Here is a 24,195-nt window from a genome sequence, read left to right as displayed (position 1 = left end):
CTTGTGCAGCCTTCAAGCCACCAGCGTCATCAAGTCATCTGAATGATGGTCTGCATGATGGTGCTCTGGGTGGAGATGGTCTTTGCGTTCGCCTGGTAGTTGCTTTGCGCCTTGATCAGCTCGACCAGTTCGTTGGTCAGGTTGACGTTGGACTCTTCCAGGGAGTTGGAGACGATCGAACCCAGGGTGCCGGTTTGCGGAGCATCGTAGCCTGGGATGCCCGAAGCGAAGGTTTCCTTCCAGCTGGTACCGCCTACTGGCTGCAGGCCTTGCTCGTTGGTGAAGCTGGCAAGGGAGATCTGGCCGATGGGCTTGGTCTGGTTGTTGCTGAAGTTGGCCAGCAATACACCGCTGCCGTCGATGGTCAGGTTGGTGATCTGGCCGGTGGCGTAACCGTTCTGGGTCGGGATCGACCGTGCGGTGTCGGCGTTGAACTGGGTGGTGTTGGCCATGGAGACCGTAATAGTCGACGAACCGGCGCCGTTCGCGGTCCACACACCGTTGGTCACGGTACCGGGCACCCAGCCTGTGAGTACCAGATCGCTGTTGATGGTCGCGGGCGGAGTGCTGACCTGGACCAGCTTGCCACTCGAATCGAAGGTCATCGTCGAAGGAACCGGAGCGTTGGGAGCGACCGGCGCGCTGCCATTCAGGTTACGACCATCGATCAGGGTATAGACGTCCCAGGTATTGGCACCCGTTTTGACCATGTACTGATCCATGGAGTGCTGGTTACCCTGAGTGTCGTAGACCGGTGTAGTGAACTGTTTCGTAAACGTGGCCGTATCGGTCGGATCGAACTCCAAGGCCGGGTTGGTCTGGTCAATCGGCGTGGCCGTCGAATTCAGGTTGATCGTCGACGAAACCAGGCTGGTGGCCTGCGGCGGCAGGTTCGAGGTGTCGATGCGCAGGTCGGTCAGAATACCGTTGAGGATCTTGCCGTTGGCGTCCACGCCATAGCCTTGCAGGCGTGCAGTGCCATCGCTGTTGGTGATGTAGCCTTCCTTGTCGGTCTTGAAGGTACCGGCACGGGTGTAGCTCAGGGAACCGTCGTTGCTCAGGACAAAGAAGCCCTGGCCCTGGATACCCATGTCCAGCACGTTGCCGGTGTTGTTCACATCACCCTGGCCGAACTGCTGGGAGACGTTGGCCAGACGCACGCCGTTGCCGACGGTCTTGGTGCCCGAACCCAGCTTGGTGGCCGAGTAGACGTCTTCGAATTCCGCGCGGGACGATTTGAAACCGGTGGTCGCGACGTTGGCGATGTTGTTGCCGGTCACGTCCAGCTGTTTGTTGGCTGCATAGAGACCGCTAAGGCCGATGTTGAAAGACATGTTGACTCCTTTTGCCGGTTAGTCGGCTCTACATACCAATAGTTTGTACTTTGGACAGGGCAATGCTGCCCAGCCCGGCCAGGTTGAGCATCAGCTCACCGCCCGTCTGGCTGATGGTCACGCTGCTGACCGTGGCCGGCAGGTTGGTGATCAGCGACGTGGCCTTGCCGTCGATGGTGGTCGAGGCCGCAAAGGTGTACGTGCCCGACTCGACCGTCGTGCCTGCGTCGTTCTTGCCATCCCAGATGAACGCCGAGTTGCCGGCCTTCTGGCTGCCCAGGTCGATGGTGCGGACAGTCTTGCCGTCCTTGTCCATGATCTTGACGGTGAGGGAGGACACTGCCGCCGGTACCACCACCGTGCCGTTGAGGCTCTTGGAGGTGTCGACCACAGCCTTGTCACCGGGCGCGATCACCGAACGCCCCACCAGGGACGAAGCCTGCAGCGCCTGGGACGAGTTGTAGTTGCCGGCGATACCGCTCACGGTTTCGTTGAGCGTGGTGATACCTTCCAGGCTGCTGAACTGCGCCAATTGGGCAACGAACTCACCGTTGTCCTGGGGCTCCAGCGGGTTCTGGTTCTTCAGCTGGGTAACGAGCAACTGCAGGAACGCATCCTTGCCCAGCTCCTTGTTGCCGGTCGCTGCCTGGGTCGCGCCGCCGAGACCATCGGAGGTGTTGTTGGTCTTGACCGAGGAGTTGGCCAGAATCTCGTTGAGGCTCAAACCGCTGGTAGTGTTGGTGACGCTCATGTGACTCGCCCCTTATCACTGACCGAGGGTCAGGACCTTCTGCATCATGGTTTTGGCGGTGTTCATCATTTCGGCGTTGGTCTGGAACGAACGACTGGCGGAAATCATGTCGGCCATTTCTTCGACGACGTTGACGTTCGGGTAGTAGACATAACCCTTGGCGTCCGCGGCCGGATGGTTTGGCTCATAACGTGCTTCGAGGTTGCTCTGGTCTTCGACTACGCCAAGTACCTGTACGCCCTGCCCCGCTGCGTCCTGGTCCTGGAACAGCGAGTCGCTGCCGCCGGACTGGCCGCCCTGGAACATGGTGGCGAACACCGGGTGACGGGCACGGTAGGTCTGGTCGATGCTCGACGAGACGGTCTCGGCGTTGGCGATGTTACTGGCGACGGTGTTCAGGCGAGTGGTCTGGGCACTCATGGCACTGCCGGCAATGTTGAATACGCTGGCGATCGACATGGATTACTCTCCGCGCAGGGCCGATACCAGCCCTTTGAACTTACTGTTGAGCAAGGTGAAGCTGGCCTGGAAATTCACGGAGTTCTCCGCGTAGTTGGACTGTTCCAGTTGAGCATCCACGGTGTTCTGGTCGATCGAAGGCTGCATCGGCGTGCGATACATCAGCGATTCGTCGCCGCTGCTCAAGCCTTCGGCTTCGATATGACGGCTGTTGGTCATGTTCAAGGCGAAGTGGCCGTTCTTGGCCTTTTCGTTCTGCTCGGCGAGCACCTTGGAGAAGTCCAGGTCACGCGCCTTGTAGTTCGGGGTGTCGGCGTTGGCAATGTTATTGGCCAGGACTTCGGCACGCTGGGCGCGGAAGCTCAGGGCCTTTTCATGGATACCGAGCGCTTTATCGAAGCTGATGCTCATGTCGGAAACCTTTGGGTGACCAGAATGTACGTACGAATGGATATAGCAAGCGTCGTGCCACTTTCCAAAAGCCCATAAACCGGGGCTTTGCGGGCAGCGGCAAAGCGGCAATGCCAGAAAAGCGGCAATCGGCTTCCGCTTTTCTGCCGCTTTTCTGCCGCTTTCATCAGGCGACGCGAGTCAAGATGTGGGGGCGAGCTCGCTCCCATAGGGGGATGGCGCCGGCTGGCCGGCAAAAAAAAACGGGAGCCCCTAGGGACTCCCGTTTTTTTGACAACCCAAGCCAATCATTTCGCCTGGTAGATGATACCCGGGCTGCACTGGACCATCTGGTAATGATCCGGCAAGCCATTCAACGCTTCGGAAGCGCCGAGGAACAGGTAGCCGCCGGGCTTGAGGGTACCGTGGATACGCAGCAGGATGTCTTTCTTCACCTCGGCGGAGAAATAGATCAGCACGTTGCGGCAGAAGACCACGTCGAACTTGCCGAGGCTGGCATAGCTGTCCAGCAGGTTGAACGAGCGGAACTCCACCCGATTCTTGATCGGCGCCTTGACCACCCAGCGGCCCGGCCCCTTCGTGTCGAAATAGCGTTGCAGGCGATCCGGCGACAGGCCGCGGCCGATGGCCAGGCTGTCGTATTCGCCGGTCTTGCAGTTGTTGAGCATGGTCCCGGACAGATCGGTGGCGACGATTTGCACGCCGCCCTTCAACTGGCCGATGTTGGTCCGCTCGAATTCGTCGATGGACATCGAGATCGAATACGGCTCCTGGCCCGACGAACAGGCCGCCGACCAGATCCGCAGGCGTTGGCCCGGGCTGGCCTTGATGGCCGCCGGCAAGACCTTGCTCTTCAACACCTCGAAGGGATAGGTATCGCGAAACCACAGGGTTTCGTTGGTGGTCATGGCGTCCACCACCATTTCGCGCAAACCGCTGCGCGGTTGGGTCTGGATACGTTGCACCAGCTCACCCAACGACTTGAGGCCCTGTTGCTCCATCAATTTGTTGAGACGGCTCGACACCAGGTATTGCTTGTTTTCACCAAGCAAGATGCCACAGGCTTTTTCCAGGAAGACCCGGAACTGTTCGAAATCCAAATTACCCGTAGACAAGATACCGCCTCTTTCATTGTGTTGATTTGCCGGGCGCAAGACGCGCCCGACCTTTATTCCGCGGCCTTGATCCGGTCGACCACCCTGGAAGCCAGGTCATCGGGCCGGAACTTGGCGAGAAAATCGTCGGCGCCGACTTTCTTGACCATCGCCTGGTTGAACACCCCGGACAACGACGTATGCAGGATGATGTGCAGTTTCTGCATGCGCGGATCGCTGCGGATTTCCGACGTCAGCGTGTAGCCGTCCATCTCTGGCATTTCGATGTCGGAAATCATCATCAGGAACTCTTCTTCCGGCTTCTTGCCATCGTCGACCAGGCTGCGCAGGTAGTCCAGCGCTTGCCGGCCGTCGTTCAATGCCACGACCTCGACACCGACGGTCTGCAGGCAACGGGTCACCTGCTTGCGCGCCACCGATGAGTCATCGACGGTCAGCACGCGCATCGAGATGGCCTTGTGCTGGGTTTCGGCATCCACCACGCCCACGGAGATGGTCTCCGGCGTCGGGGCCACTTCGGCGAGGATTTTCTCCACGTCGATGATTTCCACCAACTGGTTGTCGACCCGGGTCACCGCCGTCAGGTAGTGATCACGGCCCGTGCCCTTGGGCGGCGGATGGATCTCCTCCCAGTTCATGTTGACGATGCGTTCCACCGAGCGCACCAGGAAACCCTGGGTCTTGGTGTTGTACTCGGTGATGATCACAAACGGATTGCTCTGATCCAGCAGCGCACCGGCACCAGTGGCCATCGCCAGATCGAGAATCGGGATGGTCGCTCCCCGGATATTCGCCACACCGCACACGACGGGACTGGATTTTGGCATCAACGTCAGCTTGGGGCATTGCAGCACCTCACGGACCTTGAACACGTTAATCCCATACAACTGTTGGCCATCGAGACGGAACAACAACAGCTCCAGGCGATTCTGACCGACCAGCTGCGTGCGCTGGTTTACCGAATCCATCACTCCCGCCATGCCCTGACTCCTACCTAACGCTAATGTGTCCGACGCGCATTCATCACTAAACGGCACGGGGCTTGCTATTCAACCGGCATGAACGCACAAACGACATTTTCTCGACGCTTGACCACTCATTGCCGCCACTGGCTAGGTGCGCTGCTGGCTGTCTGCCTGTTCGCCTCGGGCGGCCGTGCCCTCGCCGATGCTCCGGTTACCTTGCCTGATCTCCTTATCGGCGTCACTCAGGGCTTTCTTGAATTCACCGTAGAAGACTACCTGGCCTCCAGTCAAACCGAAGGTCGTTATGAAATCGAAGTCAACCAGCTCGATCCCCGCCTGCGCATGCCAATGTGCGACAAGGAATTGACTGCCTCGCTGGAGAGCCCGGCCAGGCCCCTGGGGCGGGTCACGGTAAAGGTTCGTTGCGACAGCGCCGCGCCGTGGACGGTGTTCGTGCCAGCCCAGGTGCGCCTGTACCGCGAGATCGTCACCACGACCCGCCCACTCAAGCGGGCCGGCATCGTCGAGCCACAGGACGTGACGCTGCGTGAACGCGACGTCAGCCAGATCACCCAAGGCTTCCTGACCTCCGTCGACGAAGCCATCGGTCAGAAACTTGTCCGACCAATGGTAGCCGATCAGGTGGTAACCCTCGTGCACCTGGAACAGGCCGAAGTGGTTCGCAAGGGCGATCAGGTCGTCATCACCGCCCGTAGCGGCACCCTGGCCGTAAGAATGCCGGGCGAGGCGCTGTCCAACGGCGGCATGCGTGAGCAGATCCGAGTGAAAAACCTCAACTCCCAACGCGTCATCAAGGCGCAAGTGATGGCCCCAGGCCAAGTGGAAGTGGCTATGTAGCGATCCGGTAGAGACGGGTAGAAAGCTGGCGCTTGCCCCCGCCGTTCCCTAGACTGTGCCTTATGCCAAGGCAAGCGCAGACGTGCGCACGTTCATTGAATAAATGAGCCTAAAGTTTTTTTGGGAATGGCCGAGAACATGGCAAGCGTCCAAATACCCAGAGGTTTTTTACCATGGTCATCGATTTCAATCGTTTAAACAGCTCTTCACCCCTGACAGGCACCACGCGCACCAACGCCAGCAAGGAAACCGAAAAATCCTCGCCGGTCGAGCAAGCCACCACTGTCAGCAATGGGGAGTCGGTACACCTCAGCGATGAGGCTCAACAGTTGCAGAAGGTCACTGACAAGCTGCGCGATCTACCTGTTGTCGACAAAGGCCGCGTGGCCGAGTTGAAGGCAGCAATCGCCGATGGCAGCTACAAAGTCGACAGCAACCGTGTAGCCAGCAAACTGCTCAACTTCGAAGCCCAGCGCTAGGCAGCCGCCTGCGCCAGGCTTTTGGACGCTTAAGACCCAAGGCCAGCCATGCACGACACTACTTTATTGCAACTGATCATCGACGACTTCGTTCCAGTCCAGCAGTTACTGGAACTTTTGCAGACCGAATCCCTGGCGCTGCACGGTCGCGACATGCCGCTGCTGGAAAATATTCTGGCGCAGAAACAGGCATTGATCATTTTGCTCGATCAGCATGGCCGCAAGCGCAGCGAGATTCTCGCCAGCCTCAACCTGCCCACCAACCAGGGTGGACTGGAGCAACTGGCGAGCCAGTCGCCCATCGGCGATCAATTGTTGTCCCAAAGCGCGGCGCTCAACGACCTTCTCGCCCAATGCCAGGCCGCCAACGCCAAGAACGGCCAGTCGATCCAGGTCCAGCAGGCCGCTACCGCCAACCAGTTGCGCATCCTCAATGGCGGTGAAATCCCGACGCTTTACGATGCTCGCGGCTCGACCGCAAAAATGGTCAAGCATCGCCCGCTCAGCCAGGCATGAAACGAACGATGCCTGCGCTCTATCAACGTGCGATACATGCTGGCAAAATGCTGGCTATTCGTAGTCGTATTTAGCCTGGAGATTGACCCCCGTGTTCAATGCCTCAAACGCGGATGATGCTCCGCAGCCCCCCAAGGTTCTCACCACGCCTCTGGAAATCTCCGGCAACCTGAGGATGCTGCAAGAAAGCCATGATCCGCTGATCATCACCTTCCATGAACGCAGCCAGCGCTTCCAGAGTTACCTGGTCGATGTCGACCGCGAGAAGAACGCCCTCGCCCTGGACGAAATGATCCCCCGCGACGGAGAACGCTTCCTGCTGGCAGGGGAGCCGTTCCGGGTCGAGGGTTTCCATGATGGCGTGCGCATCGCATGGGAAGGCAACGGGCCGTTGACCATCGAAGATTCCAGCGACGGTCGCTGCTATCGCGGCGCCCTGCCCGAGGAAGTGGTCTACCACCAGCGTCGCAATGCCTTCCGTGCCGCCTTGAAACTGGCGCAACTGGTGAGCATCGAACTGGGTGGCGAGAAGCTCAAGTCACCGGTGGACGGCAAGCTGCTGGATATTTCCGCTACCGGCTGCAAGCTGCGCTTCGAGGGCGACATTACCGAACGCCTGCAATTGGGCCAGGTCTACGAACGCTTCATCGCCGCCCTGCCGTTCGGCAACATGACCGCACCGGTCGAACTGCGCTACCTGCATTTCGAAGAAAGGATCAACACCACCTTCGCCGGCGTGCGCTTCCACAATATCAGTGGCCTGGTGCAGCGCCAGGTCGAGCGCTTCGTCTATCAGCTACAGCGCGAAGCCCGTCGTTTCGATAAAGACGATCTCTGATCATCCGGGCATAAAAAACGGGCAGCCTCCACAGGGGACTGCCCGTTTTTTTATGCCATTTAGATCCGAATGCTACTGCGTCTGGGCCGACCTCATCGCGAGCAGGGCTCGCTCCCACCGTGTCCACCACCAATCCCGATGGGAGCGAGCCTGCTCGCGATGAGAACACCACGGTCTACTTGACCGGCTCCTCCACCGACGCTTCAGCGGCCGGTTCCTGCTCCGTCGCCGGCGTCTGCATCTGTTCCTGTACCACCTGCTCATCGACTCGCGGATCGAGACATGCCACCAACGGCGAACTGGACATGCTGTCCGGCATCGCCACGTGATGCAGCGGCGCGTCGTCGACCTGATGCAGGTTGGTCACCGCTTTGGGCCGGATGCGCCATACCAGAATCAACGCGAAGAACGCAAAGAAGCCATACAGCATATGGCTGCCGAACGTCTTCATCAGCACGCCGGCCACCAACGGTCCGATACTGGCGCCGACACCATAGGTCACCAGCAGCATCGCCGTCAGCGAGACCCGGCGATCGCCTTCGACATGGTCGTTGGAAAATGCCACCGCCAGTGGATACAGGCAGAACTGAACCAGCGAACAGAGAAAGCCGGCGACGAACAGCATCTCAAGGGGCACCTTGGGCAGAATTGCCAGCGGCAACGCGCAGATCGCCAGGACCAGCGCAAAGCAACGGATCAGCAGCGCCCGGTCATAACGGTCGGACAACCAGCCCAGCGGCCACTGCACCAGCAACCCGGCAAAAATGCAGCTACCCATGAACAGACCGACCTGCTCGGTGGAAAGCCCCTGCTGAGAGGCGTACAACGGCGCCAGGCCATAGAACGAGCCGGCGATCAGCCCGGAACCCAGCACCGTGCTCAATGACTGTGGCACGCGCTTGATGAAGAAACGCGGTTCCATGGGAGCCGGACGCATCGGTGCCGGGTGAATCCGCCGGGTCAGCGCCACCGGCACCAGGCAGAGGGCGAAGCACAAGGCCACCAGCATCAGCAGCTCCGGCCCCAGGGCCGGATGCATGACCAGGATCAACTGGCCGAGCACCAGGCCCAGGTACGAAGCGATCATGTAGCCACTGAACACTACCCCGCGCTGCGAGGCTTCGGCCTGCTCGTTGAGCCAGCTCTCGATGACCATGTACTGGCACATCATCCCCAGGCCGACGATCATCCGCAGCACGATCCAGGCCGGCAGCCAGTCCACCAGGCCATGGCCCAGCACCGCTGCGCCCACCAGCCCGGCACAGGCCGAATAGGCACGGATATGCCCGACGCGGGCGATCAGCCGGTGACCGATCTTGCCGCCCAGCACCAGGCCGAAATAGTTGGCGGCCATCAGGGCACCGACCCACAGGCTGTCCACGTTATCGGCAGCCAGGCGCAAGGCCAGGTAAGTACTCAAGAGGCCCGAGCCGATGAGCATCATCAGCGAGGCGAAATAAAGCGCTCGAAAGGGTTTCCAGATTTGGCGCATCGGCGTTCCGAGCGGCTCCTTGAGGTGAGTAAGGGCTATCGCTGAAGATAGCCCGAAGCGGGGGTTTGGTTATGCCTGGGCCGCAAGGACCCGCCGTTCCCAAGGCGTGATTTCGTCAAGGAAACTGGTCAGTTCCAGGTTTTTCGAAGCGATGTAGCCTTCGATGAACTCAACTCCGAACAGTTCCTTCGCCAGGGGGCTACGCTTCAGACGCTCCAGGGCAGCATGCAAGGTACATGGCAGGGAGAGATTGTCCGGCACCTGGAATTCCCCCTGGATCGCGGCACTTGGCTCCAGCCGGTTTTCGATACCATGCAATCCCGCCGCCAGGCTGGCGGCAATCGCCAGGTAAGGGTTGGCATCGGCCCCGGGCAAGCGGTTCTCGACCCGCCGGGCCACAGGGGAACTGGCGGGTATCCGCAGTCCGGCCGAACGGTTGTCATAGGACCAGCAGGCATTGTTCGGCGAGGCGAACGGATGGCACAGGCGCTGGTAGGAATTGACGTTCGGTGCGAACAGCGCCGTGAAATCCGCCATGCCCGCCTGTTGTCCGCCAATGAAATGCCGGAACGCGGCCGTCGGTTCGCCCGCCGCGTCGCTGAAGACGTTGCGACCACTGTCCAGCTCGACGACGCTCTGGTGGATATGCATCGAACTGCCCGGCGTATGGGCCAGGGGCTTGGCCATGCAGACCACGGTCAAGCCATGCTTGAGGGCTACTTCCTTGAGCAGGTGCTTGAACAGGAAGGTCTGGTCGGCCAACAGCAGCGCGTCGCCATGGAGCAGATTGATCTCGAACTGACTCACGCCCATTTCATGCATGAAGGTGTCTCGAGGCAGGCCTAACGCCGCCATGCATTGGTACACCTCATTGAAGAAGGGTCGCAGGCCATTGTTGGAACTGACGCTGAAGGCCGAATGGCCGTCTTCGCGGCGCCCATCCAGGCCCACCGGGGGCTGGAACGGCCGGGCCGGGTCCGGGTTGGGTGCGAAGACGAAAAACTCCAGCTCGGTCGCCACCACCGGCGCCAGGCCATGGGCGGCATACCGGGCGATCACGGCCTTGAGCTGGCCGCGAGTCGAGAGTCGGGAGCTTTCGCCGGTCAGTTCATCGGCATCGCAGATCGCCAGGGCGCGAGGAGGCTGGCTCCAGGGCAGGCGATGAATCTGTTGCGGATCGGCCACCAGCGCCAGGTCGCCATCGTCGCTGCCATAGAAACGCGCCGGCGGATAACCGCCCATGATGCACTGCAGCAGCACCCCGCGGGCCATCTGCAACCGCCGTCCCTCGAGGAACCCAGCGGCCGTCATCACCTTGCCCCGCGGCACGCCATTCAAATCCGGTGTGACACACTCAATCTCATCAATGCCCGTCAATCGCTGCGCGAGTGAACGCTGGCCATCGGTCGTCATGACGCAATCCTTGTTATGTGCGAGCCGCGAACGGCAACCCGTACAAAATAGGCTTCGGCTGTTCGGAATATCAAGCAGCCGGAGGCAATTAAAATCTCATGCGATACGGCTGTGGGAGCGAGCTGGCTCGCGATAGCGTCGGTCCAGCCCATATTGAGCTGGCTGATACACCGCTATGGCGAGCCAGCTCGCTCCCGCAGGGGATTTGTGAGGATTTATGGAGGGGGCCTGTTCAGGGCAGATAGAGCCGGAACACCCCGCCACCCAGCACGCCGCCATTGCCGATCTCGGTACGTCCGCAGACCCCGCCGCGCTGATGCAGCTCGGCGATCCGCGCGGCGAAATACAGGCCCAGCCCGGTGCTGCCACTGCTGTGGTTGATGCCCTGCACGTAGTCGGCCTGGCGCTCGATCATCTCCGGCGGATAGCCCTCGCCATCGTCGTTGATGGTCAGGACCAGTTGCCCGGCCTCGTCGCTCACGCTGATCAACAAGGCCTGGCGTGCGTGACGAATGGCATTGTTGATGCAGTTGTCGAGCACAGAGGCCACCAGCTCGCGGTCGAAAAAGCCCAGGGGGCTCAGCGGGTCGACTTCGTAGGTGGCCATGATCCCGCGACTGCGGAATACGTCCTGATGACCGGCCAGCTGCGCCTCGATGAAATCGTCCAGCTCATGGTAGGCCGGGTGCAGTGGCAGCTGGTTGACGCCCAGCTTGTACAGCCCCAGCAATTGCACCAGCAGGCCGTTGAGGCGGGCGAACTCGAACTCCATCACCCCCTGCTCCGAGGCTTGCCGGGCAGGCTCGGGCAGACGCTCGAGCCATTGCGTATGAGCCTGCATGAGCAGGGTCAGGGAGTTCTTCATGTCGTGCACGGTCGATGCGATCACCGTGGAAAAATCGAGTGCCTGTTCGCTGTCATTCATCGCCAAATGCCTTGCTTCGCAGTTTCTGATAGCGCGCATAACGCGCATCGGTGTCGGGCATCATGCCCACCAGTTTCAGGCAGGCGCGGCATTCCTCCAACAGCTCCGATTCCACACTGGTGTCGGTGCCATGCAGCAGGGACTGCGCCATGTTCAGGGCAATACTGATGTTTTTCGGTTGCATCTTCAGGGCCCGACGGAACAACTCCCGGGCCTCGGGCAGCGCGCCAGTCTTGTAGACGCGCACGCCTTCGCGGTTCAGCTCGGCGGCGGCATTGCCCTGATTGAGGATGTTCGGATCATCGGTGAGCTTGGCGATCCCTTGCATCACCGCCGGGTCATCGCCATAGATTTCCGCGCAGTTCTTGAGCATCGATTCGCCGGCACTGGTCTGGCCGAGCATCTGCAACTGCTTGGCCACCAGCAGCGCGGCTTCGGCACTCATGAACTGCTCCATGCCGTCGAGGCGCTGCAAGGCCTGTTCGGTGAGTTTTTCCGCGGTTTCGGCGTCGTTGAGCAGCAGGCTGGTGGCCTTCATCAGCCGCGCCCGCACCTGCAGCCCTGGGTCGTTGAGGTTTTCCTTGGCCACTGCGCTCAGCGTGGTATTGATTTCCAGGCGGGTGCGGGTGTCCAGGCCTTTCTCGCTGCCCTTGCTGATCAGCGCATGGGCCAGGCCAAGGTTGCTTTCCGGGTCCTTGAAGCGTGACTGCGCGCCCTGCCCGACCGCCTGGCGGTAAGCCCGGGACGCGGTCTCGTAGTCTTCGTTGGTCATCGCCAGCTTGCCCAGCAGCGACTGCCGACGCACCGCCAGCGGGGACAGGCGAACCGCCTCTTCCAATACGCTCTGCGCCTGCTTCGTGTCGCCTTCGGCCATCAGCACATCGGCCATGCCATCGTACAAGGCCGGCATCATCGGGAAGGTTTTCAAGGCCTTTTCATAGACCGCCTTGGCCTGCCCCACCTGGCCGCGCTTGAACAGCAACTTGCCCAGGCCCGCATAGGCCCACGGCAACGGACGATCCGCCAGGATGGTGTTGTACAGCCGTTCCAGGGCTTCGTTCTGGTTCAGGTCACGCAGCGCATCGGCCCGATAGCGCAGGCACAACGGCCCGTAGCGCGGATCCTGCTTGCACAGGGCGATACAGGCATTGAGCACTTCCATTGGCTTGCCACGATCCAGGGCCTGGAGGATCGGCTTGAGCAAGGTCTTGCGCTGTTCCAGCCGCTCCAGCCGCTGGGCCAGGCCTGAGCGGTTGAACGGCTTGGTCAGGTACGCATCAGGCTCGTGCTCCAGGGCACTGAGCACCATGGCCTGACTGGTCTCGGCGGTCACCATGAGGAACACACTTTCATGGCTGATCAGCTTCTCGACCATCAGGTCTTCAAGCACCTGCTGGCCGTTCTTGCGGCCGTCACCGAGGTGGTAGTCCTGCAGAATGAAGTCATAGCGCTTCTGCGAGCACATGCGCAGCGCGACCTCACCGGTGTCTGCGGTGTCCACGTCCTTGACACCCAGCTCACGCAACATCGACCGGATGGAACTGCGGAAATCCGAGAAATCATCGACGATCAGAAAACTTTTTTGGTGGTACGCCAGCATCGAGGATGTCCAGGCAAGTAAGAAAATAACCCAATGGCATAACAACGAAACGCCGTGTCACAGCCCCGAGGCGCGCAGATGATAGCCACCAGCCAGCAACGTACAAGAGATTTCAGCAACCGCTTGGCCTGGCTGTGTCGTGACGCACATTGCGAGCCGAAACGTTGGAGGCAACCGGGCTCATCGGGTTATCGGCAGCAGATGGCGTTCCGTTAAGGGCAACGTGTGGGAGAAACCGAGCACAGGGGATCGGCTACACAAAAAGGATGATGGCAGGCTTTCTCCCTTCGGCAACCGACACGAAGCACGTTCAGCCACGACAGCCCAATAAATTCGCCCAGAAACCCGCTTCGCTCGCCAAACCGCCGTAGCATTCAGATTGCCACAAGGAGGTTTCGCGACAGCTGAGTGCGTTTTATACAGGGTCGAAAAATAGGCATGTTGGGCATGGATCCACAGCATGGGCCGCAAGGCGGCGGCTCAGGCCAATCGATCCGGGAGATACAAGGAGGGAGCAGTGCGCTGGTGGGGGAGATCGTCGATACCCGCCCCACTGATATGAATGGTGTCCCAGGGCAGGTTCGAACTGCCAACCTTCCCCTTAGGAGGGGGATGCTCTATCCAATTGAGCTACTGAGACACAGGTCGACCACTAGAAATGCGGTGCGATGGACGGCGTGCATGTTAACGGGCAGCCTTGCGTTTGTCATGTCGTGAGTAGTTTTTTAAGTGTAGGCAAATACTGCCGCTCCCCCGATCTGTCGCGGGGTGTCACGGGGTAACGGGACACCGCTCATCCATCGCATGCGCCCCTCCGCTAGTAAATCGGCCAATTGCCACTATCCTATACCCTACAAGGACAGCATCGGCTTGTGCCCCCGTTTCGGTTATCCGCCGGACGGTATGGCACATCGACACGATGCGGTGGTCACACCATGCGGACCTGTTGGATTTTCAAACCAGTCCGCATTTTTTGATGAAGGGTGCTGGCATAACGCCTTTACCCGGATCAGAATTTGTCACAGAATTGGCGCCAATGATCTGGCCATTTTGAGGCATGATGCGGGCCTCTTAACAATTCAGGTTGAACATTTGGCAACAGCGCTTGTCCTATCGACATCCTGCGGCCAATCCCGAGAACCGCTCCCCTGAACTAACCGGTTAAATATATGCGCCCATTGAAACAGGCAATTTATTCCAGCCGTACGGCTGACAAGTTCGTCGTACGCTTGCCCGACGGAATGCGTGAACGCATTGCCGAGGTGGCTCGCAATCATCATCGCAGCATGAACTCTGAAATCATCGCGCGCCTTGAGCAAAGCCTTATCCAGGAAGGCGCATTGGGTGAAGAACTGAGCATGCGCCTGGACAGCCCAGAGCTGTCCTTGCATGAACGCGAGCTGCTTCAGCGCTTCCGACAACTCTCTCATCGCCAGCAGAACGCTCTCGTTTCGCTGATTGCCCATGATGCAGAAATGGCCGCAGACGCGTCCTGATCGCAGCAGCACCCAAGCCAGCCTTGCGCTGGCTTTTTTTTGCCTTTTTTTATGGCAAGGAGCAATCGGCTCGCTCAGCAGGGAAGCCTGCGAGACGATCGTATGACTGCAATGTATTCAAAGGCGGGAAGCGAGGGCGGCTGCGCCGTGACGGGAGCACGCTCCCTCGCCATGAAACGGGTCAGAGCAGGAAGATCGTCGCCAACCCCAGGAATATGAAGAACCCACCACTGTCGGTCATGGCGGTGATCATGACACTGGCCCCCATCGCCGGGTCGCGCCCCAGCCGGGCCAGGGTCATGGGGATCAATACCCCCATCAAGGCTGCCAGCAGCAGGTTGAGCGTCATCGCGGCCGTCATCACGACGCCCAGCGACCAGCTGCCATAAAGCAGATACGCCACCACGCCGATCACTCCGCCCCAAAGCACGCCGTTGATGAGGGCCACAGCCAGTTCCTTGCGCATCAGGCGCGACGTATTACCCGTGCTGACCTGGTCCAGGGCCATGGCACGGACGATCATGGTAATGGTCTGGTTGCCGGAGTTGCCGCCGATACCGGCGACAATAGGCATCAAGGCCGCAAGTGCCACCAGCTTCTCGATGGAACCCTCGAACAAACCGATGACCCGAGACGCGACAAAAGCCGTGATCAGGTTGATTGCCAGCCAGGCCCAACGGTTGCGCAGGGATTTCCAGACCGAGGCGAAGATGTCTTCCTCTTCCCGCAGACCGGCCATGCTGAGGACTTCGTTTTCGCTCTCTTCACGAATCAGGTCGACCATTTCATCGATGGTCAGACGGCCGATCAGTTTGCCGTTCTTGTCGACCACCGGCGCGGAAATCAAGTCATAACGCTCGAACGCCTGGGCTGCATCGTAAGCGTCTTCGTCCGGCTGGAAACTCACCGGATCGCTGGCCATGACCTCGGCCACCTGTTTTTCCGGATCATTGACCAGCAACCGCTTGATTGGCAGCACGCCCTTGAGCACACCGTCATAATCGACGACAAACAGCTTGTCGGTATGCCCCGGCAACTCCTTGAGACGACGCAGGTAACGCAACACCACTTCAAGGCTGACGTCCTCGCGGATCGTCACCATCTCGAAGTCCATCAGTGCACCGACCTGCTCCTCATCGTAGGACAACGCCGAACGCACGCGCTCACGTTGCTGGGCGTCAAGAGACTCCATCAGCTCGTGGACAACGTCCCGCGGCAGTTCGGGTGCAAGGTCGGCGAGTTCGTCGGCGTCCATCTCCTTGGCCGCCGCCAGCAACTCATGATCATCCATGTCGGCGATCAGGGTTTCACGAACCGAGTCGGACACTTCCAACAGGATGTCGCCATCGCGATCAGCCTGGACCAGTTGCCAGACCGTCAGACGCTCTTCCAGCGGCAAGGCTTCGAGGATATAGGCGACGTCGGCGGAGTGCAGGTCATCGAGCTTGCGCTGCAACTCGACGAGGTTCTGCCGGTGGACCAGGTTCTCGACCCGGTCGTGATGAGGACCTTCCTGGCGGTGCGTCAGGTCTTCCACGACCCGCTGGCGATGCAGCAGCTCAACGACTTGAGCAAGACGGTCCTGGAGGCTTTCCTGTGTTTTCTTTACTTCTACTTCGGTCATAGGCGAACTCCACTCCCAGCAGTGGGCACGCCGGAAGGATCAATCGGTCAATTCATGATTGGTAAAACGCGATATTGAGTAACTACTGGGTAAGTCCATGGATATGTTCCAAAGCCCCGGCGGGGCTGACGGGCGCAATCATACACCGCTTGGCGTTTTGAAGCGTTAAAAAATCATGGCAAGAACAAGCGCTTGCGAGACAAACCTGAACGCAGGCTGAACCTGTAGGCATATGACGACGCATCCTGAAAAGAAAACACGCGCCCGGGCAAAAATGGAGCGACTACCCTTGCCTTTTCACCGTCAAGGAAGACGTCCGGATGCCCATTTGTCGTTATCTTTTTTTACTTTTCTGCCTGCCCTTGTGCGCCAGCGGACAGACTGTGCATCGCTGCGAAGACGCCGCCGGCCACATCACCTTCACCACCTTGAGCTGCAAACCGCAAGAGAGCCTGTCGCTGCAGCAGATCCACTCATTCACCCCGGGTACGAGCGAACCACTGCTGCCCGAAACCGAACACCGCTCCCTCCCCCTCCCCAAGACCAGGCGCCAGGAACCGACAATTGTCGGTCAGTTCGAAGACAGTTGCGCCAATGTGATCAGCGCCAGGCAACGCCGGGAAGCGATCATGAACAAGCGAATCGTCGCCGGAATGAGCCAGCAGGACGTAGAAAGCGCTCTCGGCAAACCGGATTCGATCAAGATTCGTAATTCCACCACCCGCTACACCTACAAAGTGAAGAACGGCCGTGGTGCAGAGATCGTGTTTGACGAGAAAGGCTGTGTGAAGGGTAAATCGTAGGCAACAAAAAGCCCGCGTTAAACGCGGGCTTCTTGATGTATGGTGCACTCGACAGGATTCGAACCTGTGACCGCTCGGTTCGTAGCCGAGTACTCTATCCAGCTGAGCTACGAGTGCAAGTTGTGGTTTTATACCAGATCACAACTGGTTACAGCTAAGTTATTTGCATTGCTGCAAACGACTCTTAAATGGTGCACTCGACAGGATTCGAACCTGTGACCGCTCGGTTCGTAGCCGAGTACTCTATCCAGCTGAGCTACGAGTGCATTTGTTGCCGCGCATTATAGGTCGTCGAATCTTTTTGTAAAGCGCTTTTTCCAGTAATTTCAAGCACTTACCGATCAAGCCAGATTACAACGCACTACATGAATAATGGCGGAGAACGGGGGATTCGAACCCCCGACACCCTTTTGAGGTGTACTCCCTTAGCAGGGGAGCGCCTTCGGCCACTCGGCCAGCTCTCCGCAACACGGGGCGTATATTAACCACCTTCCTCCCCGTTTGCAAACATAAAAATCGATAAAAATTAATGGCTTGGTTCGTCGTCCTTCTCTTTCTTGATACGCAGGTAAATTTCTTCCCGGTGTACCGCGACCTCTTTCGGGGCGTTGACACCGATACGCACCTGGTTTCCTTTGACGCCGAGCACGGTCACGGTGATTTCGCCATCGCCAATAATCAGGCTTTCCGCGCACCGACGAGTCAGAATCAGCATACCTTTCTCCTCACGCAATTCAGTTCAGGGACCACAGTCTGCAAAAAAAGGGCGTTAGGCCTACAACCGAAACGGTCGCAGCCTACAGGCCTAAGTATTGACCAGCGCGGGCAAAAGAACAGTTTTGAAACGCGCCATTCAGAAAACAAAGGGCGCGGCCAAGCCGCGCCCTCGGGACAACGCCTTATTCGCCCTGTCGGGCAGCCGCGTCGAGTTCGAAAGCCGTGTGCAGGGCGCGCACGGCCAGTTCCAGGTACTTCTCTTCGATCACCACGGAAACCTTGATTTCCGACGTCGAGATCATCTGGATGTTGATGCTTTCCTTGGCCAGTGATTCGAACATGCGGCTGGCCACGCCAGCATGGGAACGCATGCCGACGCCGACGATCGAGACCTTGGCAATCTTGGTGTCACCCACCACTTCCCGGGCACCGATCTCGGACGCAGTCTTCTTCAGGACGGCCTCGGCAGCCTGGTAGTCGTTGCGATGCACAGTGAAGGTGAAGTCGGTGGTGTTATCGTGCGAAACGTTCTGCACGATCATGTCGACTTCGATGTTCGCGGCACTGATCGGGCCGAGAATCTTGAATGCCACGCCGGGGGTGTCTGGCACGCCACGGATGGTCAGCTTGGCTTCATCGCGGTTGAAGGCGATGCCGGAAATGATCGGCTGTTCCATGGATTCCTCTTCATCGATAGTAATGAGGGTACCCGGACCCTCTTTGAAGCTGTGCAGGACACGCAGCGGAACGTTGTACTTGCCGGCGAATTCGACTGCCCGGATCTGCAATACCTTCGAACCGAGGCTGGCCATTTCCAGCATCTCTTCGAACGTGATCTTGTCCAGGCGCTGAGCCACGGGAACCACCCGCGGGTCGGTGGTGTAGACGCCATCCACATCGGTGTAGATCTGGCATTCGTCAGCCTTCAGGGCCGCCGCCAGCGCAACGCCGGTGGTATCGGAACCGCCACGACCCAGGGTGGTGATGTTGCCGTGCTCGTCCACGCCCTGGAAACCGGCGACGACCACGACCCGGCCCGCCTTCAGGTCGCCCCGGATCTTCTGGTCGTCGATCTGCAGGATACGCGCCTTGTTGTGCGCGCTGTCCGTCAGGATGCGCACCTGGTTACCGGTGTAGGACACCGCCGGCACGCCACGCTTGATCAGCGCCATGGCCAGCAAGGCAATGGTCACTTGCTCACCGGTGGAGACGATCACGTCCAGTTCACGGGGAACCGGCTGCTGATCACCACTGATTTGCTTGGCCAGATCGATCAGACGGTTGGTTTCGCCGCTCATTGCCGACAGCACAACCACCAGGTCATCGCCCGCTTCACGGAATTTCTTAACCTTGTCGGCGACTTGTTCGATTCTCTCGACAGTGCCGACCGAGGTGCCTCCAAATTTCTGTACGATCAAAGCCATTTCAAAGCCGCCTCTGCCCACGAAGGGCGCCCAATAATCACAACAGCGGCCGGGCTCGCGACTAGACCACGAACCCGGGGCGCTGCCTTAAATACCCTGCTCTACAAATGCAACGGTCAGGGCCAGTGCCGCGTCCAGCGCGCCGGCGTCGGTACCGCCGCCTTGCGCCATGTCCGGACGACCACCGCCCTTGCCGCCCACTGCCGCAGCGGCCTGCTTCATCAAATCACCGGCTTTGAGTTGGCCGGTCAGGTCTTTGGTCACGCCTGCGACGAGAACGACCTTTTCCTCATGGACACCGCCGAGCAGGATCACTGCGCGGCCGAGTTTGTTTTTCAGCTGATCGACCAGCCCCAGCAGGGCCTTGCCGTCCTGGCCGTCCAGGCGTACGGCCAGCACTTTGACGCCCTTGACGTCCACGGCCTGTGCCGACAGATCGTCGCCCGCAGCGCTGGCGGCCTTGGCCTGCAGCTGTTCAACCTGCTTTTCCAGCAGGCGATTGCGCTCCAGCACGGCTGACAGCTTGTCGATCAGGTTGTCACGGTTGCCCTTGATCAGGCTCGCCGCTTCCTTGAGTTGTTCTTCGGCAGCGTTGAGGTACGCCAGTGCCGCAGCACCGGTGACCGCCTCGATCCGGCGCACGCCGGAGGCCACGCCGCTTTCGCTGACGATCTTGAGCAGGCCGATGTCGCCGGTCCGGTTGGCGTGGATACCGCCGCACAATTCTACGGAGAAGTCGCCCATGCTCAGGACGCGCACGCTGTCGCCGTATTTTTCGCCGAACAGAGCCATCGCGCCTTTTTTCTTCGCGGTGTCGATATCGGTTTCTTCGGTCTCCACCGGGGAGTTCTTGCGGATTTCGGCGTTGACGATGTCTTCCAGGGCCTTGAGCTGCTCCGGCTTGACGGCCTCGAAGTGGCTGAAGTCAAAGCGCAGGCGCTGGCTATCCACCAACGAGCCCTTCTGCTGGACGTGCTCGCCCAGCACCTGGCGCAATGCTGCGTGCAACAGGTGCGTGGCGGAGTGATTGAGCGAAGTGGCGTGGCGAACCTCGGCGTCGACATGGGCGGCCACCGGGGCGGCGATCATCAGGCTGCCCGAGGTAAGCACGCCGTGGTGCAGGAATGCACCGCCGGTCTTGGTGGTGTCCCGCACGTCGAAACGCGAGTTGCCGGCCTGCAGGTAGCCGCTGTCGCCGATCTGACCGCCGGATTCGGCATAGAACGGCGTCGTGTCCAGCACGATCACCCCTTCCTGGCCTTCGCTCAGGATGTCGACCGATTGCCCGTCCTTATAGATGGCGACAATCTTGGCCGAACCGGTGGTGCCGCCATAGCCGGTGAATTCGGTAGCCACATCGACCTTGACCAGGCTGTTGTAGTCCATGCCGAAGGCGCTGGCCGAACGGGCACGCACACGCTGTGCCTCCATCTCGCGCTCGAAACCTTCCTCATCGAGGGTCAGGTTGCGCTCGCGGGCGATGTCGCCGGTCAGGTCCATCGGAAAACCGTAGGTGTCGTACAGCTTGAACACCACGTCGCCCGGTACCACGTTGCCCTTGAGCTCGGCCAGGTCCTGCTCGAGGATCTTCAGCCCCTGCTCCAGGGTCTTGGCGAACTGCTCTTCTTCACCTTTGAGCACGCGCTCGATATGAGCCTGCTGGGATTTCAGCTCTGGGAAAGCCTCGCCCATTTCCGCCACCAGCGCCGCGACGATCTGGTAGAAGAAGCTGCCCTTGGCACCCAGCTTGTTACCGTGACGGCAGGCGCGACGGATGATCCGGCGCAGTACATAGCCACGACCTTCGTTGGACGGCAATACGCCGTCGGCGATCAGGAAACCGCACGAGCGGATGTGGTCTGCCACCACTTTCAGCGAAGCCTGGTTGTCGTTGGTGCAGCCAATGGCCTTGGCCGATGCATTCAGCAGGCTCTGGAACAGGTCGATTTCGTAGTTGGAGTGAACGTGCTGCAACACCGCACTGATCCGCTCCAGGCCCATGCCGGTATCGACCGACGGCGCCGGCAGCGGATGCAGTACGCCATCGGCGGTGCGGTTGAACTGCATGAACACGTTGTTCCAGATCTCGATGTAGCGGTCGCCGTCTTCTTCCGGCGAGCCAGGCGGGCCGCCCCAGATATCGGCGCCGTGATCGTAGAAGATCTCGGTGCAAGGGCCACAAGGGCCGGTGTCGCCCATGGTCCAGAAGTTGTCGGAAGCGTAAGGCGCTCCCTTGTTGTCGCCGATGCGTACCATGCGCTCCGGCGGGACACCGACCTCTTTGGTCCAGATGTCATAGGCTTCGTCATCGGTGGCATAGACCGTTACCCAGAGCTTCTCCTTGGGCAGGTTCAGCCACTTCTCGGAGGTCAGGAAGGTCCAGGCGAAGGTGATGGCGTCGCGCTTGAAATAGTCGCCGAAGCTGAAGTTACCCAGCATTTCGAAGAAGGTGTGGTGACGAGCGGTATAGCCAACGTTTTCCAGGTCGTTGTGCTTGCCACCGGCACGCACGCATTTCTGGCTGCTTACCGCACGGGTGTAGGCACGTTTTTCCTGGCCCAGGAAGCAATCCTTGAACTGGTTCATCCCCGCGTTGGTGAACAGCAGGGTCGGGTCATTGCCCGGGATCAAAGAGCTGGAGGCTACTCGGGTGTGGCCTTGCTCTTCGAAGAAGCGAAGGAAGGCTTCACGGATTTCTGCGCTTTTCATTAGGTTCTTCCACGGAGGCTGCGGCCAAAGGCCTGTGCAAAACGTCAACAGACGAAGCAACGGCAAAGGGCCGCATTATATCGGCCCTTCGCGTGGGGTACAGCGTGTTTATGCGATAGAAACCTTCAATTACGTCGCCTGGCTGCTCAGCGGCGGGAAAAATCGACGAAAGTGGCGATCACCTGATCGATTTGCCCGGCGTCGACGTCCAGATGCGTCACCATCCGCAAGCGTGGCGCGGCACTGAGCCGGATGCCACGCTCGGCGGCAAACGCCTTGATGGCCTCGGCCCGCTCGCCCATTTGCACGTACACCATGTTGGTCTGCACAGGCTCGACCTCGTAACACGCCGCCCGCAACCCGTCGGCCAGCCGCTGGGCATTGGCGTGGTCCTCGGCCAGGCGCTGGACGTGGTGGTCCAACGCATACAGCCCCGCCGCCGCGAGAATGCCGGCCTGACGCATGCCACCACCGACCATCTTGCGCAGGCGTCGAGCCTTGTCGATCAGTTCGATGCTGCCACACAGCACCGAGCCGACAGGCGCGCCGAGGCCTTTGGACAGGCACACCGAGACGGAGTCGAAATATTGGGTGATTTCCCGGGCATCGACCTCCAGCTTCACCGCAGCGTTGTACAGTCGCGCGCCATCCAGGTGCAGGGCCAGGCCATGGTCCTGGGTGAAGCGGCGGGCGCGGGCCAGGTACTCCAGCGGCAGCACCTTGCCTTGCATGGTGTTTTCCAGGGCCAGCAGGCGAGTACGGGCAAAATGAAAATCATCGGGCTTGATCGCCGCGGCGACCTGCGCCAGGTCCAGGGAACCATCCGCCTGCACTTCGAGCGGCTGTGGCTGGATCGAACCGAGCACCGCCGCACCACCACCTTCGTATTTATAGGTATGGGCCTGCTGGCCGACGATGTATTCGTCGCCACGTTCGCAATGGGCCATCAGGCCCAGCAGGTTGCTCATGGTGCCACTGGGTACGAACAGCGCCGCGGCGAACCCCAGGCGTGCGGCCAGTTCGGCTTCAAGACGGTTGACGGTCGGGTCTTCGCCATACACATCGTCGCCGGTGGGCGCAGTGGCCATGGCATCCAGCATGGCGGCGGAAGGTTGAGTGACCGTGTCGCTGCGAAGATCAATAACGCTCATGAATCTGGCCTCGAGTTCAGATGGGGGAATTCCCTGTCGAAGGGCAATTACTGCGGGCATGGCGGGGAATAATCAAGGCTGGCCGCAGGAAAACACCCTCCTGTAAATGAAGATTAATCAAAACACCTGTGGGAGCGAGCTAGCTCGCGATGGCGACAGTGCATCCAGCATCAACGCAAGCCGAACCACCACTATCGCGAGCAAGCTCGCCCCCACAGTAGGTTATGTGTTAAAAATCCGCCGCTGCCCCAAACCATGGCGGCAAAAACGTTCTCAGGGCGGGGTGCAATTCCCCACCGGCGGTAATTGCACGCAAGGTGCATAGCCCGCGAGCGCTTGGCGATGCACGGTTTTTCACGCGGTGCAGCGGCAAGGTCAGCAGACCCGGTGTGATTCCGGGGCCGACGGTCATAGTCCGGATGAAGAGAGAACGGGATTGTTACCCAAGGGCCGCCTGCGCCTGTCTGCGCGCGGCGCCCCCTCGAATCCCCTTCGATTCATGACGCCCTGTTTTTCACACAAACAGGAACCAGAACATGCAACCCACTGCAATCGATAGCAAGACCAAACTCAATCCGGGCGAGCGCGTCGCGTTCATCCAGGCCTGCTGGCACAAGGAAATCGTCGACCAGAGCCGCAAGGGGTTCGTTGCCGAGATGTTCAATCAGGGTTATCAGGAGAGCGACATCGACTTTTTCGAAGTCGGTGGCGCCTTCGAAATCCCGTTGCATGCCAAGCTGCTGGCCAGGACAGGCCGCTACGCCGGGATCGTCGCCGCAGGTCTGGTAGTGGATGGCGGCATCTACCGCCACGAGTTCGTCGCGCAATCGGTCATCAGCGGCCTGATGCAGGTCCAACTGGATACCGAAGTACCGGTGTTCTCGGTGGTGCTCACGCCACATCACTTCCATGCCGGGGAAGAGCACCAGAAGTTCTTTTTCGAGCATTTCGTGCACAAGGGCCAGGAAGCGGCGAAGACCTGCGCCGACACCCTGCACAAGACCCGGGTGCTGCGCCGCAGTGAGCAACGGGCGGTAGCGAGCTAACAGCCACTCAACAACCTGTGGGAGCGAGTTTGCTCGCGATGACGGAGTATCAGTCACCTTCAACATTGA

The 24,195-nt window shown here is 59.8% G+C and carries 22 protein-coding genes, 4 tRNA genes and 1 riboswitch; of the genes, 7 read left to right on the top strand and 19 right to left on the bottom strand.

Annotated features, from left to right (window positions below):
• Positions 1–29: 29 nt before the first annotated feature.
• From flgE to BW992_RS13950, 6 genes are all read right to left on the bottom strand, one after another.
• Positions 30–1,334: a flagellar hook protein FlgE gene (gene flgE, locus BW992_RS13975; RefSeq protein WP_072394840.1), complete on the bottom strand. Its 1,305-nt coding sequence runs from the start codon at positions 1,332–1,334 to the stop codon at positions 30–32.
• A gap of 28 nt (positions 1,335–1,362) precedes the next feature.
• On the bottom strand, positions 1,363–2,085 hold the full coding sequence (gene flgD, locus BW992_RS13970; RefSeq protein WP_072394842.1) for a flagellar hook assembly protein FlgD: 723 nt from the start codon (positions 2,083–2,085) through the stop codon (positions 1,363–1,365).
• A 15-nt stretch (positions 2,086–2,100) separates the two neighbouring features.
• Positions 2,101–2,544: a flagellar basal body rod protein FlgC gene (flgC, locus tag BW992_RS13965; RefSeq protein ID WP_053124368.1), complete on the bottom strand. Its 444-nt coding sequence runs from the start codon at positions 2,542–2,544 to the stop codon at positions 2,101–2,103.
• A 3-nt stretch (positions 2,545–2,547) separates the two neighbouring features.
• Positions 2,548–2,955: a flagellar basal body rod protein FlgB gene (flgB, locus tag BW992_RS13960; protein WP_072394844.1), complete on the bottom strand. Its 408-nt coding sequence runs from the start codon at positions 2,953–2,955 to the stop codon at positions 2,548–2,550.
• 287 nt (positions 2,956–3,242) lie between these two features.
• Positions 3,243–4,070 carry a protein-glutamate O-methyltransferase CheR gene (gene cheR / locus BW992_RS13955; RefSeq protein ID WP_072394846.1) on the bottom strand — a complete coding sequence of 276 codons (828 nt, stop codon included), beginning with the start codon at positions 4,068–4,070 and terminating at the stop codon, positions 3,243–3,245.
• A gap of 53 nt (positions 4,071–4,123) precedes the next feature.
• The gene (locus BW992_RS13950; protein WP_072394848.1) at positions 4,124–5,050 is read right to left on the bottom strand and encodes a chemotaxis protein CheV; all 927 of its coding nucleotides are present in this window, start codon (positions 5,048–5,050) and stop codon (positions 4,124–4,126) included.
• A gap of 78 nt (positions 5,051–5,128) precedes the next feature.
• Here BW992_RS13950 and flgA point away from each other — a divergent pair, with 78 nt between their 5' ends.
• The 4 genes from flgA to BW992_RS13930 all read left to right on the top strand — a co-directional run bounded on the left by flgA (position 5,129) and on the right by BW992_RS13930 (position 7,726).
• Entirely contained in the window at positions 5,129–5,893 is a 765-nt protein-coding gene (gene flgA / locus BW992_RS13945) for a flagellar basal body P-ring formation chaperone FlgA (protein ID WP_072394850.1), read from the top strand.
• Positions 5,894–6,066: 173 nt separating this feature from the next.
• Positions 6,067–6,372, top strand: coding sequence for a flagellar biosynthesis anti-sigma factor FlgM (gene flgM / locus BW992_RS13940; protein WP_072394852.1), 306 nt, complete (start codon positions 6,067–6,069; stop codon positions 6,370–6,372).
• Between the two features lie 48 nt (positions 6,373–6,420).
• Entirely contained in the window at positions 6,421–6,888 is a 468-nt protein-coding gene (locus BW992_RS13935) for a flagella synthesis protein FlgN (RefSeq protein WP_072394854.1), read from the top strand.
• 91 nt (positions 6,889–6,979) lie between these two features.
• Positions 6,980–7,726 carry a flagellar brake protein gene (locus tag BW992_RS13930; protein WP_072394857.1) on the top strand — a complete coding sequence of 249 codons (747 nt, stop codon included), beginning with the start codon at positions 6,980–6,982 and terminating at the stop codon, positions 7,724–7,726.
• Between the two features lie 175 nt (positions 7,727–7,901).
• Here BW992_RS13930 and BW992_RS13925 read toward each other — a convergent pair whose 3' ends face one another.
• The 5 genes from BW992_RS13925 to BW992_RS13905 form a co-directional block, all read right to left on the bottom strand.
• Positions 7,902–9,218 (bottom strand): MFS transporter, encoded by a 1,317-nt coding sequence (locus BW992_RS13925; RefSeq protein ID WP_072394859.1) that lies wholly within the window; start codon positions 9,216–9,218, stop codon positions 7,902–7,904.
• Between the two features lie 69 nt (positions 9,219–9,287).
• Positions 9,288–10,529, bottom strand: coding sequence for a glutamine synthetase family protein (locus BW992_RS13920; protein ID WP_172834661.1), 1,242 nt, complete (start codon positions 10,527–10,529; stop codon positions 9,288–9,290).
• Between the two features lie 334 nt (positions 10,530–10,863).
• On the bottom strand, positions 10,864–11,556 hold the full coding sequence (locus BW992_RS13915; RefSeq protein WP_072394863.1) for a sensor histidine kinase: 693 nt from the start codon (positions 11,554–11,556) through the stop codon (positions 10,864–10,866).
• Complete coding sequence (locus BW992_RS13910) at positions 11,549–13,156, bottom strand: tetratricopeptide repeat-containing response regulator (protein WP_072394865.1); 1,608 nt, start codon at positions 13,154–13,156, stop codon at positions 11,549–11,551. Before BW992_RS13910 ends, BW992_RS13915 begins: the two co-directional genes overlap by 8 nt.
• 563 nt (positions 13,157–13,719) lie before the next feature.
• Positions 13,720–13,796: transfer RNA gene (locus BW992_RS13905), tRNA-Arg, on the bottom strand.
• A gap of 529 nt (positions 13,797–14,325) precedes the next feature.
• Here BW992_RS13905 and BW992_RS13900 point away from each other — a divergent pair.
• On the top strand, positions 14,326–14,652 hold the full coding sequence (locus tag BW992_RS13900) for an Arc family DNA-binding protein (protein WP_003178899.1): 327 nt from the start codon (positions 14,326–14,328) through the stop codon (positions 14,650–14,652).
• A gap of 181 nt (positions 14,653–14,833) precedes the next feature.
• Here BW992_RS13900 and mgtE read toward each other — a convergent pair whose 3' ends face one another.
• Entirely contained in the window at positions 14,834–16,276 is a 1,443-nt protein-coding gene (mgtE, locus tag BW992_RS13895; protein WP_053147250.1) for a magnesium transporter, read from the bottom strand.
• Between the two features lie 320 nt (positions 16,277–16,596).
• On the opposite strand from mgtE, the gene BW992_RS13890 reads away from it, so the two are divergent.
• Positions 16,597–17,079, top strand: a complete 483-nt coding sequence (locus BW992_RS13890) for a cell envelope protein SmpA (protein ID WP_072394867.1) — start codon at positions 16,597–16,599, stop codon at positions 17,077–17,079.
• Positions 17,080–17,119: 40 nt separating this feature from the next.
• Here the strand turns inward: BW992_RS13890 and BW992_RS13885 are convergent.
• The 7 genes from BW992_RS13885 to ltaE form a co-directional block, all read right to left on the bottom strand.
• A tRNA-Arg gene (locus BW992_RS13885) sits at positions 17,120–17,196 on the bottom strand.
• Between the two features lie 72 nt (positions 17,197–17,268).
• Positions 17,269–17,345: transfer RNA gene (locus BW992_RS13880), tRNA-Arg, on the bottom strand.
• 107 nt (positions 17,346–17,452) lie between these two features.
• Positions 17,453–17,543 (bottom strand) — tRNA-Ser (locus tag BW992_RS13875).
• A 62-nt stretch (positions 17,544–17,605) separates the two neighbouring features.
• Positions 17,606–17,794, bottom strand: coding sequence for a carbon storage regulator CsrA (gene csrA, locus BW992_RS13870; RefSeq protein ID WP_003178872.1), 189 nt, complete (start codon positions 17,792–17,794; stop codon positions 17,606–17,608).
• A gap of 184 nt (positions 17,795–17,978) precedes the next feature.
• Positions 17,979–19,220, bottom strand: a complete 1,242-nt coding sequence (locus BW992_RS13865; RefSeq protein ID WP_072394869.1) for an aspartate kinase — start codon at positions 19,218–19,220, stop codon at positions 17,979–17,981.
• Positions 19,221–19,307: 87 nt separating this feature from the next.
• The gene (gene alaS, locus BW992_RS13860; protein ID WP_072458719.1) at positions 19,308–21,929 is read right to left on the bottom strand and encodes an alanine--tRNA ligase; all 2,622 of its coding nucleotides are present in this window, start codon (positions 21,927–21,929) and stop codon (positions 19,308–19,310) included.
• Between the two features lie 146 nt (positions 21,930–22,075).
• Positions 22,076–23,080 (bottom strand): low-specificity L-threonine aldolase, encoded by a 1,005-nt coding sequence (gene ltaE / locus BW992_RS13855; RefSeq protein WP_076406421.1) that lies wholly within the window; start codon positions 23,078–23,080, stop codon positions 22,076–22,078.
• Positions 23,081–23,345: 265 nt separating this feature from the next.
• A riboswitch (FMN riboswitch) is annotated at positions 23,346–23,516 on the top strand.
• Between the two features lie 100 nt (positions 23,517–23,616).
• Here ltaE and BW992_RS13850 point away from each other — a divergent pair.
• Entirely contained in the window at positions 23,617–24,126 is a 510-nt protein-coding gene (locus BW992_RS13850; protein ID WP_072458720.1) for a 6,7-dimethyl-8-ribityllumazine synthase, read from the top strand.
• Positions 24,127–24,195 lie beyond the last annotated feature (69 nt).

This window comes from Pseudomonas sp. 7SR1, from assembly GCF_900156465.1.
In the GTDB taxonomy this organism is placed as follows: domain Bacteria; phylum Pseudomonadota; class Gammaproteobacteria; order Pseudomonadales; family Pseudomonadaceae; genus Aquipseudomonas.
The sequence above is the reverse complement of the archived record's forward strand: the minus strand, read 5'-3'. Positions and strand labels throughout refer to the sequence as shown.

Excerpts from the sequence above, each read along its gene's own strand:
- flgE (WP_072394840.1), bottom strand. The coding sequence starts at position 1,334 with ATGTCTTTCAACATCGGCCTTAGCGGTCTCTATGCAGCCAACAAACAG.
- flgD (WP_072394842.1), bottom strand. The coding sequence starts at position 2,085 with ATGAGCGTCACCAACACTACCAGCGGTTTGAGCCTCAACGAGATTCTG.
- flgC (WP_053124368.1), bottom strand. The coding sequence starts at position 2,544 with ATGTCGATCGCCAGCGTATTCAACATTGCCGGCAGTGCCATGAGTGCC.
- flgB (WP_072394844.1), bottom strand. The coding sequence starts at position 2,955 with ATGAGCATCAGCTTCGATAAAGCGCTCGGTATCCATGAAAAGGCCCTG.
- BW992_RS13950 (WP_072394848.1), bottom strand. The coding sequence starts at position 5,050 with ATGGCGGGAGTGATGGATTCGGTAAACCAGCGCACGCAGCTGGTCGGT.
- flgA (WP_072394850.1), top strand. The coding sequence starts at position 5,129 with ATGAACGCACAAACGACATTTTCTCGACGCTTGACCACTCATTGCCGC.
- flgM (WP_072394852.1), top strand. The coding sequence starts at position 6,067 with ATGGTCATCGATTTCAATCGTTTAAACAGCTCTTCACCCCTGACAGGC.
- BW992_RS13935 (WP_072394854.1), top strand. The coding sequence starts at position 6,421 with ATGCACGACACTACTTTATTGCAACTGATCATCGACGACTTCGTTCCA.
- BW992_RS13925 (WP_072394859.1), bottom strand. The coding sequence starts at position 9,218 with ATGCGCCAAATCTGGAAACCCTTTCGAGCGCTTTATTTCGCCTCGCTG.
- BW992_RS13920 (WP_172834661.1), bottom strand. The coding sequence starts at position 10,529 with ATGACGGCCGCTGGGTTCCTCGAGGGACGGCGGTTGCAGATGGCCCGC.
- BW992_RS13915 (WP_072394863.1), bottom strand. The coding sequence starts at position 11,556 with ATGAATGACAGCGAACAGGCACTCGATTTTTCCACGGTGATCGCATCG.
- BW992_RS13910 (WP_072394865.1), bottom strand. The coding sequence starts at position 13,156 with ATGCTGGCGTACCACCAAAAAAGTTTTCTGATCGTCGATGATTTCTCG.
- BW992_RS13900 (WP_003178899.1), top strand. The coding sequence starts at position 14,326 with ATGCGCCCATTGAAACAGGCAATTTATTCCAGCCGTACGGCTGACAAG.
- mgtE (WP_053147250.1), bottom strand. The coding sequence starts at position 16,276 with ATGACCGAAGTAGAAGTAAAGAAAACACAGGAAAGCCTCCAGGACCGT.
- BW992_RS13890 (WP_072394867.1), top strand. The coding sequence starts at position 16,597 with ATGCCCATTTGTCGTTATCTTTTTTTACTTTTCTGCCTGCCCTTGTGC.
- csrA (WP_003178872.1), bottom strand. The coding sequence starts at position 17,794 with ATGCTGATTCTGACTCGTCGGTGCGCGGAAAGCCTGATTATTGGCGAT.
- BW992_RS13865 (WP_072394869.1), bottom strand. The coding sequence starts at position 19,220 with ATGGCTTTGATCGTACAGAAATTTGGAGGCACCTCGGTCGGCACTGTC.
- alaS (WP_072458719.1), bottom strand. The coding sequence starts at position 21,929 with ATGAAAAGCGCAGAAATCCGTGAAGCCTTCCTTCGCTTCTTCGAAGAG.
- ltaE (WP_076406421.1), bottom strand. The coding sequence starts at position 23,080 with ATGAGCGTTATTGATCTTCGCAGCGACACGGTCACTCAACCTTCCGCC.
- BW992_RS13850 (WP_072458720.1), top strand. The coding sequence starts at position 23,617 with ATGCAACCCACTGCAATCGATAGCAAGACCAAACTCAATCCGGGCGAG.